At 72.8% G+C, this 16223-nt stretch carries 15 protein-coding genes; 2 read left to right on the top strand and 13 right to left on the bottom strand.

Translation table 11 applies throughout. The features are described from left to right. The 13 genes from mmsA to ACIBK9_RS20425 form a co-directional block, all read right to left on the bottom strand. The coding region (gene mmsA, locus ACIBK9_RS20365; RefSeq protein WP_397160195.1) for a CoA-acylating methylmalonate-semialdehyde dehydrogenase at window positions 1-872 on the bottom strand (872 nt) is incomplete at its 3' end. Then, complete coding sequence (locus tag ACIBK9_RS20370) at window positions 869-1651, bottom strand: Cof-type HAD-IIB family hydrolase (RefSeq protein ID WP_397160196.1); 783 nt, start codon at window positions 1649-1651, stop codon at window positions 869-871. The genes mmsA and ACIBK9_RS20370, both read right to left, overlap by 4 nt. Beyond that, entirely contained in the window at window positions 1648-2481 is an 834-nt protein-coding gene (locus ACIBK9_RS20375) for an inositol monophosphatase family protein (RefSeq protein ID WP_397160197.1), read from the bottom strand. Before ACIBK9_RS20375 ends, ACIBK9_RS20370 begins: the two co-directional genes overlap by 4 nt. After that, complete coding sequence (locus ACIBK9_RS20380; protein WP_358292752.1) at window positions 2472-3236, bottom strand: HAD-IA family hydrolase; 765 nt, start codon at window positions 3234-3236, stop codon at window positions 2472-2474. Before ACIBK9_RS20380 ends, ACIBK9_RS20375 begins: the two co-directional genes overlap by 10 nt. Beyond that, window positions 3233-4330, bottom strand: coding sequence for an ABC transporter ATP-binding protein (locus ACIBK9_RS20385; protein WP_397160200.1), 1098 nt, complete (start codon window positions 4328-4330; stop codon window positions 3233-3235). The genes ACIBK9_RS20380 and ACIBK9_RS20385 overlap by 4 nt, the downstream gene beginning before the upstream one ends. Next, window positions 4331-6157: an iron ABC transporter permease gene (locus ACIBK9_RS20390; protein WP_352324733.1), complete on the bottom strand. Its 1827-nt coding sequence runs from the start codon at window positions 6155-6157 to the stop codon at window positions 4331-4333. A 20-nt stretch (window positions 6158-6177) separates the two neighbouring features. Continuing rightward, the gene (locus tag ACIBK9_RS20395) at window positions 6178-6831 is read right to left on the bottom strand and encodes a DUF47 family protein (protein WP_352324732.1); all 654 of its coding nucleotides are present in this window, start codon (window positions 6829-6831) and stop codon (window positions 6178-6180) included. Beyond that, entirely contained in the window at window positions 6828-7808 is a 981-nt protein-coding gene (locus ACIBK9_RS20400; RefSeq protein WP_387673203.1) for an inorganic phosphate transporter, read from the bottom strand. Before ACIBK9_RS20400 ends, ACIBK9_RS20395 begins: the two co-directional genes overlap by 4 nt. After that, entirely contained in the window at window positions 7808-9646 is a 1839-nt protein-coding gene (gene iolD, locus ACIBK9_RS20405; protein WP_397160203.1) for a 3D-(3,5/4)-trihydroxycyclohexane-1,2-dione acylhydrolase (decyclizing), read from the bottom strand. The genes ACIBK9_RS20400 and iolD overlap by 1 nt, the downstream gene beginning before the upstream one ends. Next, the gene (locus ACIBK9_RS20410) at window positions 9643-10554 is read right to left on the bottom strand and encodes a deoxyribose-phosphate aldolase (protein WP_352324729.1); all 912 of its coding nucleotides are present in this window, start codon (window positions 10552-10554) and stop codon (window positions 9643-9645) included. The genes iolD and ACIBK9_RS20410 overlap by 4 nt, the downstream gene beginning before the upstream one ends. Next, window positions 10547-11488: a 5-dehydro-2-deoxygluconokinase gene (gene iolC / locus ACIBK9_RS20415; RefSeq protein WP_397161060.1), complete on the bottom strand. Its 942-nt coding sequence runs from the start codon at window positions 11486-11488 to the stop codon at window positions 10547-10549. Before iolC ends, ACIBK9_RS20410 begins: the two co-directional genes overlap by 8 nt. Before the next feature lie 20 nt (window positions 11489-11508). Beyond that, on the bottom strand, window positions 11509-12351 hold the full coding sequence (locus ACIBK9_RS20420; RefSeq protein WP_352352762.1) for a TIM barrel protein: 843 nt from the start codon (window positions 12349-12351) through the stop codon (window positions 11509-11511). Beyond that, window positions 12348-13319 carry a Gfo/Idh/MocA family oxidoreductase gene (locus ACIBK9_RS20425; RefSeq protein ID WP_397160206.1) on the bottom strand — a complete coding sequence of 324 codons (972 nt, stop codon included), beginning with the start codon at window positions 13317-13319 and terminating at the stop codon, window positions 12348-12350. The genes ACIBK9_RS20420 and ACIBK9_RS20425 overlap by 4 nt, the downstream gene beginning before the upstream one ends. Window positions 13320-13556: 237 nt before the next feature. Between ACIBK9_RS20425 and ACIBK9_RS20430 the strand changes: the two genes are divergently transcribed. Both ACIBK9_RS20430 and ACIBK9_RS20435 read left to right on the top strand, forming a co-directional pair. Continuing rightward, on the top strand, window positions 13557-14726 hold the full coding sequence (locus ACIBK9_RS20430) for an ABC transporter substrate-binding protein (protein WP_397160208.1): 1170 nt from the start codon (window positions 13557-13559) through the stop codon (window positions 14724-14726). A 167-nt stretch (window positions 14727-14893) separates the two neighbouring features. Then, window positions 14894-16168: a phytase gene (locus ACIBK9_RS20435; RefSeq protein ID WP_358292734.1), complete on the top strand. Its 1275-nt coding sequence runs from the start codon at window positions 14894-14896 to the stop codon at window positions 16166-16168. Window positions 16169-16223: the final 55 nt, after the last annotated feature.

Genomic DNA, 16223 nt, shown 5'->3' on the forward strand with positions numbered 1-16223 from the left:
GGATCCACCGCCAGCACCACCGAGATCGCCATGCACCGCTCACCCGCCGACCCGAACCCCGCCGACACCGCCGCATCAGCCACCAGATCCAGATCGGCGTCCGGCAGCACCAGCATGTGGTTCTTGGCCCCGCCCAGCGCCTGCACCCGCTTGCCGTGCGCGCTACCCCTCTCGTACACGTACCGGGCGATCGGCGTCGAACCCACGAACGACACCGCCGCCACGTCCGGGTGCTCCAGCAGCCGGTCCACCGCCACCTTGTCGCCCTGCACCACCGAGAACACCCCCTCAGGCAGCCCGGCCTCCTGCCACAGCCGCGCCATCAGCAACGACGCCGACGGATCCCGCTCCGACGGCTTCAACACGAACGCGTTCCCACACGCGATCGCCACCGGGAACATCCACATCGGCACCATCGCCGGGAAGTTGAACGGCGTGATCCCCGCCACCACCCCCAACGGCTGCCGGATCGAATACGAATCCACCCGGGTCGAGACACCCTCGGAGAAACCACCCTTGAGCAGATGCGGGATCCCGCACGCGAACTCCACCACCTCCAGCCCGCGCGCCACCTCCCCCAACGCGTCCGCATGCACCTTGCCGTGCTCGGCCGAGATCAACGCGGCCAGCTCGTCACGATGGGCGTACATCAGCTCACGGAACCGGAACAGGACCCGGCCGCGCTTGATCAGCGAGGAGTCCCGCCACGCCGGGAAGGCCGCCACCGCGGCGGCCACCGCCGCGTCCACCTCGGCCACCGACGCCAGCGCCACGTGACCGCCGACCTCACCCGTGGCCGGGTTGAAGATCTCCGCCGTCCGGTCGCCGCCGTCCGTCAGGGCGCCGTTGATCCAGTGCTTGACCGACTTCACCGTTCTCCCTCTCCCAGTGCCAGTTCCACCGCGTCCACGAGCGCGCCCTCGGCGCAGGGACGCGAGACCACGTCCGCGGCCGACAGGACGTCGGGATGGCCGTCGCCGACCGCGATGCCCAGGCCGGCGGCCTGGATCATGTCGATGTCGTTGGGGTTGTCGCCGATGGCGGCGACCTGCTCCAGCGGCACTCCCCGGGCCTTCGCCAGCTCGCGCAGGGCGCTGCCCTTGGTCGCCCCCTCCGGCAGCACCTCCAGGTACGTCGCCTCCGACCGGACGGTGACCGTGCCCGCGATGTCCAGGTCCGGCAGGCGATCGCCGATCAGCATGCACTTGGTGATCCCGTCGGGGGGCAGCACCGCCCAGTCGCCGGGGTCGCGCAGGGTGATGCCGTCCCGCCGGGCGTAGTCCCGCAGTTCCGGGACGTCGTCCACGGCCAGCGCCTCCCCGCCGGAGAAGGCCACCGGGTACACGCCCGCGGGCAGCTCGCCGAACAGGCCGAGCAGCGTCTTCCAGGCGGTGGCGGGCAGGTGGCGGGAGCGCAGCACCTCGCCGGTCGCCAGGTTCACGGTGCGGGCGCCGTTGTAGAGGATGGCCGGGCCGTCCAGGCCCAGCTCGTCGTAGTAGGGGCGGGCCGAGCGTTCCATGCGGCCGGTGGCGATGACGACCTCGCCGCCCGCGGCCCGGTAGCGGCGCAGCGCGTCCCGGGCGGCGGGCACCATGGCCAGGTCGCGCCCGACGAGCGTGCCGTCGAGGTCGGTCACGATCCAGCGGATCACGTCGCGCTCCCCGCCCCCGCGACGTCGGCGGCCCCGACGGCCCCGGCGGCCACGTCGGCCAGCACCGAGGAGGCCAGGTCGAACCCGCCGACGCAGGCCAGGTAGCCGCCCGGCTCGAAGACGCTGCCCGACAGCGGGATGTAGACGCCGCCGGCCTGCCTGACCAGCAGGGACCCGGCCGCGACGTCCCAGGCGTTGACGCGGGTGCCGTACGCGACGTCGGACCAGCCGGCGGCGACGTGGGCGAGCTTGAGCGCGGCGCTGCCCGGACGGCGGATGGTCGCGAACGACTGGGTCATCCTGGAGAAGCGGCGCAGCGCGCCCTCCTCGTCCTCGGCCAGGTCGCGCGGCGTGGGATAGCTGGACAGCAGCACCGCCTCGCGGTCGGCGCGGGCGCCCGCGCTGCGCAGCCGCTCGCCGTTGCAGACGGCCCCGCCGAGCCAGGCGGTGAACTCGTCGTCGCGCACCGGGTCGTAGATCACCCCGGCCACCACCTCGCCGTCCACGGCGGCGGCGATCGAGGTGCAGAAGAACGGCAGGCCGACGGCGAAGTTGGCGGTGCCGTCGATGGGGTCGACGTACCAGCTGATGGCGCCCTGTCCCCTGGTGCCGCCCTCCTCGCCCACCACGACGCTGTCGGGGCAGAGCCGGTCGAGCACCTCGCGGATGCCCTCCTCGGCCGCCTTGTCGTGCTCGGTCACCGGGTCGTGGAAGTCGCGCTTGGTCTGGATCTCCGGACGCGAGCGGAAGGCGCCGCGCAGCCGGTCGCCGACCGCCCTGGCCGCCTCGGCCGCGATGGCGGCCAGCTCGCGAGAGGTGTTCACGTCCATGTCTCCTCCAGGAGGGTCAGCAGGGCGCGGGGGTCCTCGACCGTGGCCTGAGGGCTCTGCCGCACCCGGTACGGGATCTTGTCGGTGCTCGCGGAGACCATCAGGACGGTCGCCCCCGCCCCGGCCCGGGCGCCGCAGATCACGTCCCGGTCGTAGTTGTCGCCGACGTACCAGGCGTCGGCCGGGTCCACGCCGAGGGCGCGGCAGGCGAGCAGGATCATCTCGGGGTTCGGCTTGCGCACGCCGACCTCGTCGCTGTAGACCTGCGCGGCGAACAGGTGCTCCAGCCCGCTCCCGGCCAGGTAGTCGCGGTGCACGGCCCCGCACAGCGCGTTGCTGACGACGGCGGGGACGACGCCGTTGCGCAGGCAGGCGTTCAGCAGCTCCGCCATGCCGGTGCGCAGCTTCCGGTCGCTGCGCAGCTCGCCCATGCGCTTGCACAGGGGCGTCGCCTCGACGGTGACCAGCGTGCGGGCCTGCTCGGGCCAGTCGGTGGCGACGAACTCGGCCCAGAACCGGCGGTGGGTCATCTCCTCGGGCGCGAACTGCCGGGACGTGGAGTCCTTCCAGTACTTGTCGGCCCGCGCCCCGGCCCGGATGTCGCTCTCGACGTCCTCGGCCGTCAGGCCGTCGAACCCGGTCCTGGCCAGCATGGCGTGCACCTCGGCGGCCAGCTCGGCCGCCCAGGACGGGCGTTTGGCGGTCTCGACGATCACGCCGCCGAAGTCCAGGAGCAGCGCCTTGGGGCGGATCACGCGGTCACCTCCGCCCGGTCCCAGGAGGAGATGCGGGCGCCGTCCGCGCCGAACAGGTGGAGCTGCTCGGTCCAGCAGGGCAGCACGTCGCCGGGCGCGGCCCGCACCGGCGTGTACGACAGGGCGAACAGCTCGGTGTCCAGGACGCGCAGCCGTACCGTCCAGGAGGAGCCGGCCGGCAGCACGGCCTCGACCAGCGCCTCCTCGCTCCAGGCGGCGGCGGGCGGCGTGCCGAGCCGCAGCGCCTCGGGCCGGATGCCGACGGCGGACGGGATGACCCCCGAGCCGCGCGCCTCGACGAACCGCAGCAGCGATCCGGCCAGCCCGCCGGGCGCCGGTCCGGCGTCCACGATGGCCATCGGCGGGCTGCCGACGAACTCGGCGACGAACCGGTTGGCGGGCCGCTCGTACATCTCCATGGGCGCGGCGAGCTGCTGCAGCTCGCCCTCGTTCATGACGGCGACGTCGGTGGCCATGGTGAGGGCTTCGAGCTGGTCGTGGGTGACGAAGACGATCGTCGCGCCGGACTCCTCGTGGATGCGCTTGAGCTCGGCCCGCATCTCCAGCCGCAGCCGGGCGTCGAGGTTGGACAGCGGCTCGTCCAGCAGCAGCACGGACGGGTTGACCGCGAGCATCCTGGCCAGCGCGACGCGCTGCTGCTGGCCGCCGGACAGCTGGGAGGGGTAGCGGTCCATGGCGGCGTCGACGTGCACCATCTTCAGCGCCGCCTCGGCCCGCGCGCGCCGTTCGGCGGCGGGCACCTTGCGCATGCGCAGCCCGAACTCCACGTTGTCGCGCACGGACAGGTGCGGCCAGAGCGCGTAGTTCTGGAACACCAGCCCCATCGCCCGCTTCTCGGGCGGGACGTAGACGCCCTGCTCGACGGAGTCCAGGACGCGCTCGCCGACGGCGATGCTGCCCGCGGTGGGCTGTTCGAGGCCGGCGATCATGCGCAACGTGGTGGTCTTGCCGCAGCCGGAGGGGCCGAGCAGGCACATGAAGGCGCCGTCGGGGACCACGAGGTCGAGGTTCTTCACCGCGTAGTCGCCGCCGCCGTAGCTCTTGGAGACTGCGCTCAAGGTGATGTTCGGCATCTATCCTCCTAGGCCGGACGCCAGGCTGCTCTTGGTCAGCCGCTGGGTCAGGGAAGTCATGGTGAAGGAGAGCAAAGCGATCATGAGGACGACGCCGTTGGCGAGCTGCGTGTATCCGTAGTCGACCAGGCCGATGGAGAGCGTCGTGAGAAGCTGGGTGCCGGTGGTGGTCAGCATCACGACGATGCTGAGCTCCTTCAGCCCCGAGATGAACGGCAACACGATCCCGGTGACCAGGGCGCCCTTCTGGATCGGGAAGATGATCCGCCGCATCCGGTGCCACCAGGAGGCCCCGGCGATCTGCGCGGCCTCCTCCGGCTCCCGGCCGAGCTGCATCATCGCCGCGATGCCCGAGCGCGAGCTGTACGGCAGGTGCGTCACGGCCATGACCAGGATCAGCAGGAACGTCGTCCCGTACAGAGCGGGGACGGGCCCGCGGGCGACGGCGAACAGCGACAGCGAGGCGGCGGCGAAGGCGATGCCGGGGATGAGGTACGGCAGGAACGACACCTGGCGCAGGAACCCGGCGATGCGCGGCGCGGTGCCGCGGACCACGACGTACCCGATGAGCAGGCCGGCGACCGCGCAGATCAGCGAGGCCAGGCCGACGATGCGCAGCGAGTTCCAGGCGGCCTGCCACAGCTCGGAGCCGCGCAGGATGCCGTGCGGGAACCCGACCGCGCCGGGCAGCCGGTCGGCGATCCAGTAGTCGAGCGTCAAGGTCGACAGGTCCAGCGGCGTGCGGGTGAGCGTGGACAGCAGCAGCGTGAGCACCGGGATCAGCACGCTGACCACGAAGACCACCGCGCCCAGCGCGAACGCGGGCCAGCGCCAGCCGCGCAGGTCGCCCAGCCGGTCCATCGCGCCCTTGCCGCCGACGGTGACGAACCTGCGCTGCTCGCGCATCAGCCGCATGTCGGTGAAGACGATCAGCACGCCGATGATCACGATGACGGTGGCGAGCACGGAGGCCACGCCGGTGCTGCGGTCCCTGATCGACTGGAACAGCCCGGTGGACAGCACCTGGTAGTCGGCGGGCAGGCCGAGCACGTACGGGGTGCCGAACGTGCCGAGCACCCGCCCGACCACGAGCAGCACGGCCGAGGAGAGCGCGGGCAGCATCAGCGGCACCACGATCCGCCGCACGACGACGCGCCGCGGCGCCCCGAGGATCCGGGCCGAGTCCTCCAGCTGGACGTCGATCCGGCGCAGCGCGTTGCCGACCAGCAGCAGCACGAACGGGTAGTAGTGCAGCCCGAGCGTGACGATGATCGGCAGCGGGCCGTAGGCCAGCCAGTCGGGGGTGCGCACGCCGGCCGACTCCAGGAAGCCCACCTGCCCGCCGGCCCGCTCGTTCTTGAACAGCGTCAGCCAGGCCAGCGAGAACGTCCACGACGGCAGCATGTACGGCACCACCAGCGCCCCGGCCAGCCACTTGCGGCCGGGCACGTTGGTCCGGGTCACCAGCCAGGCCATCCCGCCGCCGAGCAGCAGCGCGAACAGCACGGTGCCGACCGCGACGACCAGCGTGTTGACCAGCGGGCCCCAGAACAGCAGGCCGCTGATCTGGGAGCGGAAGACCCGCCACAGGTAGTAGCCGGTCCACTCGCCCGGCTGCTGGCCGGCGTGCAGCTCGTCGCCGAACTGGAGGCGGAAGGCGTCCGACAGGACCGCGATCAGGGGGGCGACGACGAGGTAGGCGAGCAGGACGACGAGGATCAGGCCGAGCGCGGCGGTCGGGTCGTGCCGCAGGACCTGGAGGCGGTAGCGGAGTCGGCGCCGTCTCGGCGGGCGAGGCGGCGGCTCCGTCTTGGTCAGAACAGCCATGGTCTTCCTTCGGGGGGTTTTCAGTGGCTTCGTTTGAGCATGGCGTCGGCGAGGGCGTCGGCGGCCTCGCCGAGCCGGCGGCCCACGGCGTCCAGGCGGGAGAGCAGCTCGCGTTCGCGCAGGGTGTCCATGTCCAGCGGGCCGGCGAACAGCTCGGTGAGCCGGGCCTGGTGGAGCTGGCGGACGCGGCTGCGGGACTTGCGGGTGGCGAGCACGGCCACGGTGACCGAGCCGGGATCGCCGGTGATCTTCAGCAGGGCCTGTTCGAGCTGGTCCAGGCCGTCGATGACGGCGCCCAGCGGCTCGGCGGCGAAGGTGAGGTCGGCGGGCCCGAACAGGTCGGCCTCGCGGACGAAGTCGCGTAACTGGTCCAGCACGTCGTCGATCGAGCGGGAGAGCCGGAAGAGGTCCTCCCTGTCGATGGGGGTGGCCAGCACCCGTCTCAGCGCCCGGACGAGCTCGGCGCGGGCGGCGTCGCCCTCGTGCTCGACCTCGGCCATGCGGGCGCGGGCCGCGGCCTGGCCGGTCGTGCCCGAGGCGGCCGAGCGGGCCAGCACGGCGCCCTCCCTGGCCACGGCGACCTGGCCGCGGATGAGGTCGATCACCCGCCGTCCGGACCGGCCGCGCAGCTCGTCCCAGGCGCGGGCGAGCCGGCGGGGCCGTCCGCCGCTCACAGCAGCCTCAGGCCGAGCCCGGCCAGGGCGCCCAGGGCCATGGACGACGGCAGCGTGACCAGCCAGGCCGTACCCATGTTCAGCACTCCTTGCCATCGCACCCTCCTGCTTCCTTCGCTTGCCACCACGCCGACGACCCCGGCGGTCACGGACTGGGTCATGCTCACCGGGCTGCCCAGGGCCGAGCTGCCGAGGACGGCGCCGGTGGCCGCCGTCTCGGCCGACAGCACGTGCAGCGGCCGGGTGATGACCAGGCCGCGGCCGACCCGCCCGCCCACCCGGGGCAGCGTGGTCAGCGCCCCGGCCAGGAACAGCGCGACCAGCACGGCCATCCACACCGGCGAGAGCTGGACGGGCCCGACCCGGCCGAGCCCGTTGCGGCCGACGTCCACGGCGACGCTCACCACGGCGATCATCTTCTGGCCGTCGTTGACGGCGTAGGCCAGGCACTGGGCCGCGTACGCCACCAGGTGGGCGGCCAGCACCAGCCCCGGCATCCGGCGCGAGGACGGCACCCGCCGGGACGCGGTGCCCAGCAGGTAGCCGAGCACCAGCCCGACCAGCGGCGCGCACGCCCCGATCGCCAGCACGGTGATCAGGCTCGGCCAGGCCACCGGCAGCCCGGCGCCGAGCCCGGCGCCCGCGATGCCGCCGATCACCGCCAGCGTCAGGCTGGTGGGCAGCCCTCTGCCGGTCAGCGCCGCCACCACCACCACGGCGATCACCACGCCGGCCAGGAACACGGCCGCGCCGCTGCCCGAGTCGAGCCCCGCGAGCCCTTCGGTGAAGGTCCGCGCGACCGCGACGCCCAGCACGTACGGCCCGGCGAACAGGACCGCCACCAGCAGCGCGGCGGCCAGCCAGCCGGGCGTGCGCGGGAAGCGCAGGCCGAGGCCGATCAGCGTGGCGCCGTCGTTGGCCCCGCTGATCAGCACGAACAGGACGGCCACCGCGGCGAAGGCCAGCGTCCAGCCCATCAGAGGTAGAGCCGCTGGTCGCGCTTGGCCTCGTCGTAACGCTCGCGCGCGGCCCTGACCTCGGGCAGGCCGGACACCTGCGCGACCGGCACGTCCCACCAGGCCTGCGCGCCGGGGCCGCCGCCGGGGACGGGTTCGACGTACACGACGGTGGTCCTGGCCGACTCCCTGGCCTTGACCAGGGCGGCCCGCAGCGACTCGGGGCCGTCGGCGCGCAGCACGTCGGCGCCCAGGCTGGCGGCGTTGGCGGCGAGGTCCACCGGCAGGGGCTCGCCGTCCAGCTCGCCGCCGGGGCCGCGGGTGCGGTACGCGGTGCCGAGCCGCCGGGCGCCCACCGACTCGCTGAGGTTGCCGATGGAGGCGAAGCCCCGGTTGTCCACCAGGACGATCACCAGCTTGATCCGCTCCTGCACGGCGGTCGCGATCTCCTGCGCCATCATCAGGTACGACCCGTCGCCGACCAGCACGAACACCTCGCGTTCCGGCGCGGCCAGCTTCACCCCGAGGCCGCCGGCGATCTCGTAGCCCATGCACGAGTAGCCGTACTCGACGTGGTACTGCTCGGGGTCGGCGGGCCGCCAGAGGCGGTGCAGGTCGCCCGGCATCGAGCCGGCCGCGTTGACCACCACGCCGCCTTCGGCGACCTCGTTGAGGACGCCGAGCAGGACGGGCTGGGTGAGCTCGGGGCCCGCGTAGGTGTGGCCGATCTCCGACTGCCAGGCGGCGGCCAGGGCGGCGGCCCGGTGGGTCCATTCGGGGTCGGCCCGCCAGTCCACGTCGTCGAGGGCGCGCAGGGCCTCGCGGGCGTCGGCGACGAGCGTGGCGCCCGCGTTCTTGGCCGCGTCGAAGGCGGTGACGTTGACGTTGAGGAAGGCGGCCTGCCCGAACAGCGTCCTGGAGGCGGTGGTGAAGTCGGTGTAGCGGGTGCCGACGCCGATGACCAGGTCGGCCTCGCGGGCCAGGGTGTTGGCCGCGTCGGTGCCGGTGTGGCCGATCGCGCCGGCCGCGCAAGGATGGTCGTACGGCAGCGCGCCCTTGCCCGCCTGCGTCTCGCCCACCGGCACGCCGTGGTTCTCGGCGAAGCGGGTCAGCTCGGCCCACGCCCCGCTGTACCTGACGCCGCCGCCGGCCACGATCAGCGGCCTGCGGGAGCCGCGCAGCAGCTCCTTCGCCCTGGCCAGCGCGGCCGGCTCCGGGACCGGGCGGGGAACGTGCCAGACCCGCCGGGCGAACAGCTCCTCGGGCCAGTCGTAGGCCTCGGCCTGCACGTCCTGGGGCAGCGCCAGCGTCACCGCGCCCGTCTCGGCGGGGTCGGTGAGCACCCGCATCGCCGCCAGCAGCGCGGCCGGGAGCTGCTCGGGCCGGTTGATCCGGTCGAAGAAGCGCGACACCGGACGCAGCGAGTCGTTGACCGACACGTCGTAGGACCGGGGGTCCTCCAGCTCCTGCAGCACCGTGCCGGGTGCGCGGGTGGCGAAGACGTCGCCGGGCAGCAGCAGCACCGGCACCCGGTTGATCGTGGCCAGCGCCGCGCCGGTGACCAGGTTGGTGGCGCCGGGCCCGATGGACGTCGTGCAGGCGAAGGTGGACAGCCGCGCGCGGGTGCGGGCGTAGCCGACGGCCGTGTGCACCATGGCCTGCTCGTTGCGGGCCAGGTAGTACGGCAGCGCGTCGCCCGTGCCCGCGCCCTGCTCGGCCAGCGCCTGGCCGACGCCCGCGACGTTGCCGTGGCCGAAGATCCCGAGCACGCCCGCGATCAGCCGCTGCTCGACGCCGTCGCGTTCCGACCACTGGGCGGCCAGGAAGCGGGTCAGCGCCTGAGCCGTGGTCAGCCTCATGAGGCACCTCCTTGCACGAGATCGGGCACGCCGCCCTCCAGCAGGCCGAGCGCGGTGTCCACGGCGGCGCCCACGTCCCCGTCCGGCGGGTAGAGCAGCGCCCGGCCGACCACCAGGCCGCGGACGCCGGGCAGGCGCAGCGCCTTGCGCCAGGAGTCGTACATCTCGCCGGCGTCCTGGCCGGAGTCGCCGCCCAGCAGCAGCACGGGCAGGGTGGTGGACTCCACGACGCGTTCCATCTCCGGCACGACCGGGATCTTCAGCCAGGTGCGGGCGGAGGTCGCGCCGAGGCCCTGGCCGACGCTGATGGCGTGGATCACGGCCTCGGGCGACAGGTCGTGCCGCACCACGCCGTCCTGCCGCCTGGACCAGAACGGCTCGACCATCGCCATCAGGCCGTGCCTGGCCAGGTCGGTGACGGCCTGGCCGCAGCTGGCCAGGGTGGCTGCGGTGGCGCTGTCCTCCAGCGCGATCCGGCACAACATCTTGCCGCCGTCCAGGCCCATCGCGGCGATGGTGGGGGCGTCGTAGGCGGTGAAGCGGTCGTCGAACTCGAACACCGAGCCGTGCACGCCGCCGCGGTTCATCGAGCCGATGACGATCTTGTCGTCGAGCGCGCCGAGCAGCAGCAGGTCCTCGACGATGTCGGGGGTGGCCAGCAGGCCGTCCACGCCGGGCCTGGCCAGGGCGGTCATCAGCCGGTCGAGCAGGTCGGCGCGGCTGCGCATGGCCATCGGGTGGCCGGCCACGCCGAGGGCGCCCCGGGCCGGATGGTCGGCCGCGATGATGAGCAGCTGCTCCCTGCCGTTCCTGAGGGGCCGGCGCCGGCGGGCGGCCGCCGCCTCGGCGACGCGCTCCGGCTGCCAGGCGCGCTGGTCGAGCAGCCGGCGGTAGTCCTGCTCACGCATGCGTGACGGCTCCTTCCGAGAGGGTGGCGGACAGGACGGCCTCGACCTCGTCCGCCGTGGGCATCGCGGGCGCGCAGGCCAGGCGTCCGGCGACGATCGCGCCCGCGGCGTTGGCGAAGCGCAGGGTGCGTTCGAGCGGCCAGCCTTCGAGCAGGCCGTGGCAGAGCGCGCCGCCGAAGGCGTCGCCGGCGCCGAGCCCGTTGACCACCTCGACCGGGACGGGCGGCACCCGTACGGTCTCCGTGGCGGTCATGCCGAGCACGCCGTCCGCGCCCTGTTTGACGATGGCCAGCTCGACACCCAGCTCCAGCAGGGTCTCGCCGGCCGCGCGCGGGTCGCGGGCGCCGGTGGCCACCTCGACCTCGTCGAGGTTGCCGGCCGCGACGGTGACGTGCGCGAGCGCCTCGCGCACCCGCTCGCGGGCGGTGGCCGCGTCGGCCCAGAACATGGGCCGGTAGTCCAGGTCGAGCACGGTGTGCCGGGCGCGCCCGCGGGCCTGCCAGGCGGCCAGGTGGGCGGCGTGGGACGGCTCGGCCGACAGGCCGGTCACGGTGGCCCAGAACAGCCGCGCGCCGGTGACGGCCGCCAGGTCGAGGTCGCCGGGCGCGATCTCCAGGTCGGGCGCGTCCTGGCGGTAGAAGTAGAGCGGGAAGTCGTCCGGCGGCCTGATCTCGCAGAACGTGACCGGAGTCGGCCGGCCGGGCACGGCGCCGACCAGGCGGGCGTCCACGCCGTAGGAGCGCAGCGCGTCGCGGACGAACGCGCCGAACGGGTCGTCGCCGGTCCGCGTGATCACCGCGCTGGAGTGGCCCAGGCGGGCGGCGGCCACGGCCACGTTGGTGGGGCTGCCGCCCAGGTACTTGCCGAACGTCTCCACGTGCCGCAGCGACACGCCGGTCTGGAGCGGGTAGACGTCCACGCCGACCCGGCCCATCGTCAGCACGTCGAGGGCGCTCACGCCAGGCCCCGCAGGAACGCCACGCCCGCCCGCACGTCGTCGGCCGGGCCGGCGCCCGCCGGGGGTTCGGCGTCGAGGACGACGTCCTGCTCCATGACGTACCAGCCGTCGTAGCCGGCGGCGGTCAGGCGTTCGACGATGCCCCGGACGTCCACGTCGCCGCGGCCGAGCCGGCGGTAGATCCCGGCGCGGACGGCGTCGGTGTAGGTCAGCTCACCGGCCCGGACGCGGGCGGCGAGCGCGGCGTCGACGTCCTTCAGGTGCACGTGGGCGATCCGCTCGGGGACGCGGGTGACCAGCTCCAGCGGGTCGCCGCCGCCGATGAGCAGGTGGCCGGTGTCCAGGCAGAGCGGGACGGCGCTGCCGCCGAGCACCCGGTCCACCTCCTGGCCGGTCTCGACCATGGTGCCGACGTGGGGGTGCAGGGTGAGCGCGCGGCCGTCGCCCTTGGCCTCGTGGAAGGCGCGGTCGAGGTTGCCGAGCAGGGTGCGCCAGCCGGTGTCGTCCAGCTCGGGACGGGCGTCGTAGCCGTCGGCGCCGGTGGCGGCGGCCAGCACGACGACCACGTCCGGGTCGAAGGCGGCCCAGGTGGCGCGGAGGGCGGGCAGCGGGTCGTGGGCGGGGTCGTGCAGGACCGCGGGGACGAATCCGCCCACGGCGCGCAGCCCGTACCGGCCGAGCAGGTCCTGGTCGGCGGGCAGGAAGCCGTCGGGGCCCAGCTCGGTGGCGGTCAGGCCCAGCTCGGCCATCTCGGCGAGCACGCGGTCGGCGGTGAGCTGGTGTCCCCATCCGGGCACCTCGCACACGCCCCAGGAGATGGGTGCGGCGGCGATCCTCACTTGGCCACCTCCAGCACGCGCACCGGACGGCCCTCGCGGCGCGCCAGGTCGGCGGCCTCGGCCAGGTAGAGGGCGGCCAGGGCGTCGCGGACGGTGCAGGGGCTCTCGCTCTCGCCCCTGGCCATCGACAGGAACGCGCCCATCTCGGCGACGTAGGCTTCCTCGAACCTGGTCTGGAAGTCCGGCCACGGCGGCCCGTCCGGGTTCAGGCCCTCGGCCGAGCGCAGTGGGGTGCGGTCGCCGAGCCCGACGGCGCGGGTGCCGAGCGTGCCGGCCAGCTCCATGCGCACGTCGTAGCCGGCGCCGTTGTAGCGGGAGCCCTGCAGGGTGACCAGCGTGCCGTCGTCCATGACGATCAGGGCGGCGCTGTTGTCCACGTCCTCGGCGGCGGCGAAGTACGGATCGCCGCGGTTGGCGCCGACCGCCTGCACGACGTCCGCCTCGCGGCCGGTGACCCAGCGCAGGATGTCGAAGTCGTGGATGTGGCAGTCGCGGAAGATGCCGCCGGACTGGGCGACGTACTCGGCGGGCGGCGGCGCCGGGTCGCCGGTCAGCATGTGCACACGGTGCAACTCGCCGAGCTCGCCCGCCAGCAGCGCCTCGCGGGCGGCCCGGTAGCCGGCGTCGAAGCGGCGCTGGAAGCCGATGTGCACGCCGATCCCGGCCCGTTCGACGGCCTCGGCCACCCGCAGCGTCTCCTTGACGGTCGGCGCGGCCGGCTTCTCGCAGAACGCCGGCACTCCCCGCTCGCACGCCCTCAGCAGGCCCTCGGCGTGGGCGGAGGTCGGCGTCGCGAGCACCACCGCGTCCGCGTCGAAGGGGTCGCCGGTCCGGGCGCCGAGCCGCCGGGCCACCTCCTCCGCCCGCGCCGTGTCCACGTCGGACACGACGAGCTCGTCGACCAAGGCGGACAGGGTGGTGGCATGGAACATGCCTATACGTCCTAGGCCCAGCAGACCCACACGCATGATCGCTCCTCATCCAGGGGGGCCTCCAGTTCTAGATGAACAGGAGATGAACCGTCAAGACTTTGTCCTGACATAAGGATGAACTGTCGTACCTGGGGGGCGAGGCCGTGGCTCGGTTCGCACGTAAGAATGTCTTGACAAATTATTCACGTGACGTTCATCGTGAGCACACAATGGCGCCGGTCGGGGCTGGCGCGGCGCCTTGCGAATCCGAGAGGCAAGAGGAGTGACGCCATCATGAGGCGTACCGGGAAGATCATCTCCATGGCGTTGCTGGCGTCCGCCGCCGTGGCGTGCGCGCCCTCCACCGCAGGCGGAGGACCGTCGGCGGCGGCGACGGCCAAGGCGCTGCCCGGCCCGTCGCTCGATGCGAACTTCGACCTGGAGGCGCTGGTCGCCGCGGCGAAGAAGGAAGGCAGCGTCCTGGTCTACGACTCCAGCGGCGACATCGAGGAAGTGGCCAAGGCGTTCACCGCGAAGTACGGCATCGCCATGGAGGGGGTGAAGTCGGACACCCCGCAGACGGCCGAGAAGATGACCAGGGAGCACGCCGCCGACAACGTCACCATCGACGCGGCCATGTACGAGGACGGCGGCGTCCTGGTCGGCCAGCTCGCGCCGCAGGGCGTCACCCAGACGTGGATCCCCGGCGACCTGCAGGACCAGATCCCCGCCGAGAACCAGAACCCGCTGCTCGCCCTCTCCAAGGCGACGGTCTTCGGCTACAACACCAAGCTCTCCCCCGGCGGCTGCCCGGTGAAGAACGTCTGGGACCTGACCGATCCGGAGTGGTCCGGCAAGCTGGTGATGCAGGACCCGCTGGGCAAGCCGACCGTGCTGTCGTTCTTCACCCAGCTCGACGCGTACGGCAACCAGTCGCTCGAACAGGCCTACCAGGCCAAGTACGGCAAGCCGCTGAAGACCGAGGAGAAGAGCGCCGCACAGGAGTGGATCAAGCGCCTGTCGCTCAACAAGCCGGTGCTGACCGGCTCCGACGAGGACATCTCCGCCGCCGTGGGCGCGCCGGCCGCCACGGACAAGAAGATCGGCTTCATGTCGATCTCGAAGTTCCGCAACAACGAGGACAAGGGCTACCACCAGGCCGCCTGCGAGGGGATGACCCCCTTCACCGGCTTCAGCTACCCCAAGTACGCGGCGATCGCCACCAAGAGCAAGCACCCCAACGCGGCCAAGCTGTTCGTGCACTTCATCATGACCGAGGAAGGCGTCAAGCACGAGATCGGCGAGGGCGGCGTCTCGGGCAACAGCACGGTCAAGCCGATGGTCACCCCGCCCGGCCTGTCGGACTGGCAGGGCCAGCTCTTCCACACCGACCCCAAGGGCCTGCTCGGCGACCTGCAGAACCGCCAGGCCATGTCGGACTTCTGGCGCGTCAACCGCAGCTAGCGCGCACCGTCGCACCGCCCGGCCGGGAGGATCCCCGGCCGGGCGCGTCGGCATGCCCTGCTATCCGTGCAACACCTAATGTCCTGACATAAGGACGACCTATTGATTTCTTGTTAACTGGTCGTTACGTTTTGGGGCAACATCAACACCCCGAACGAGGAGGCGCAATGCGTCCCCTGTCCAGGCTCTCCCTGGCAGCCCTGATGTTGACCGTGTTGGGCGGGATCGCCGTACCCGCGGCCGGTGCCGGTGTGGCGACCGTGTACCCCGACGTCGAGACCCCCTCCCTCTACGACGACGAGGCCGGCGGCGACGCCAACGGCGACGACCCGGCGATCTGGGTCGACCCGTCCGACTCCGAGGACAGCGTGGTGATCGCCACCGCCAAGAAGGGCGGCCTGTACGTCTACGACCTCGACGGGCAGCAGCTCCAGCACCTGCCGGCGCCCGCCGCCCCCGGGCCGGACGACGAGGCGGGCCGCTTCAACAACGTCGACGTCGCCTACGGCTTCGGCGGCAGGGACCTGGCGATCGTCTCCGACCGCGGCCGGGACATGCTGCGCATCTACGCCATCTCGCACGGCCACCTCACCGACGTGACCGACCCGGCCGCGCCGTTCGTGTTCAACACGACGCAGCAGCAGGTCAACGACGCCGAGACGGCCTACGGCCTGACCGCCTGGAAGGACTCCACCGGCACGTACGCGCTGGTCAGCCGCCGCCACAAGACCTCGGTCGGCCTGGTCAAGCTGCTCGCCAAGCCGGGCGGCAAGATCGGCTACCAGCTCGTGCGGACGCTGACCCTGCCGGGCTCCTTCACCCTGCCGAACGGCCAGACCTGGTCCCCCTGCCTTGAGCCGGACGAGCAGGCGCAGGTCGAGGGCATGGTCGTGGACCAGGAGCGGGACGTGCTCTACGCCGCCCAGGAGGACGTCGGCATCTGGCGGATGCGCGCCGACCTCACCGGCACGCCCGTCCTGGTGGACAAGGTCCGCGAGTACGGCGTCCCCGGCACCTACGACCCCGCGACCGAGGAGTGCACCCCCGGCGCCGACCCCGGCTACGGCGGCACGCACCTCACCGCGGACGCCGAGGGCCTGACCATCTACTACCGCGAGGACGGCAAGGGCTACCTGCTGGCCTCCAGCCAGGGCGACAACACCTTCGCCGTCTACCGCAGGGAGGGCTCCAACGCCTACCTCGGCCAGTTCCGGATCGGCGAGGCGAACGGCATCGACGGCTCGGAGGTGAGCGACGGCTCGACCGTGCTCAACGTGCCGCTGGGCGAGTTCGACGAGGGCATGTTCATCGCCCACGACGGCGTGAACACGCCGGCCACGGCGGACCGGGAGAACACCAACTTCAAGTTCGCCGACTGGGGCGACATCGCCGACGAGCTGGACCTGGACGTGGACACCGACGGCTGGGACCCGCGCGACTGATCATCGCCTGATCACCGCCGCCCAGCGGTCCCGCGAACCGGGGCGCCGTCCAGCC

Origin of the sequence: Nonomuraea sp. NPDC050227, assembly GCF_044459705.1 — a bacterium.
GTDB lineage: Bacteria > Actinomycetota > Actinomycetes > Streptosporangiales > Streptosporangiaceae > Nonomuraea.

Bases quoted from the DNA above. Each gene is read 5' to 3' on its own strand.
- ACIBK9_RS20375 (WP_397160197.1), bottom strand. From the start codon at position 2,481: ATGGACGTGAACACCTCTCGCGAGCTGGCCGCCATCGCGGCCGAGGCG.
- ACIBK9_RS20385 (WP_397160200.1), bottom strand. From the start codon at position 4,330: ATGCCGAACATCACCTTGAGCGCAGTCTCCAAGAGCTACGGCGGCGGC.
- ACIBK9_RS20390 (WP_352324733.1), bottom strand. From the start codon at position 6,157: ATGGCTGTTCTGACCAAGACGGAGCCGCCGCCTCGCCCGCCGAGACGG.
- ACIBK9_RS20400 (WP_387673203.1), bottom strand. From the start codon at position 7,808: ATGGGCTGGACGCTGGCCTTCGCCGCGGTGGCCGTCCTGTTCGTGCTG.
- iolD (WP_397160203.1), bottom strand. From the start codon at position 9,646: ATGAGGCTGACCACGGCTCAGGCGCTGACCCGCTTCCTGGCCGCCCAG.
- ACIBK9_RS20410 (WP_352324729.1), bottom strand. From the start codon at position 10,554: ATGCGTGAGCAGGACTACCGCCGGCTGCTCGACCAGCGCGCCTGGCAG.
- iolC (WP_397161060.1), bottom strand. From the start codon at position 11,488: ATGGGCCGGGTCGGCGTGGACGTCTACCCGCTCCAGACCGGCGTGTCG.
- ACIBK9_RS20425 (WP_397160206.1), bottom strand. From the start codon at position 13,319: ATGCGTGTGGGTCTGCTGGGCCTAGGACGTATAGGCATGTTCCATGCC.
- ACIBK9_RS20430 (WP_397160208.1), top strand. From the start codon at position 13,557: ATGAGGCGTACCGGGAAGATCATCTCCATGGCGTTGCTGGCGTCCGCC.
- ACIBK9_RS20435 (WP_358292734.1), top strand. From the start codon at position 14,894: ATGCGTCCCCTGTCCAGGCTCTCCCTGGCAGCCCTGATGTTGACCGTG.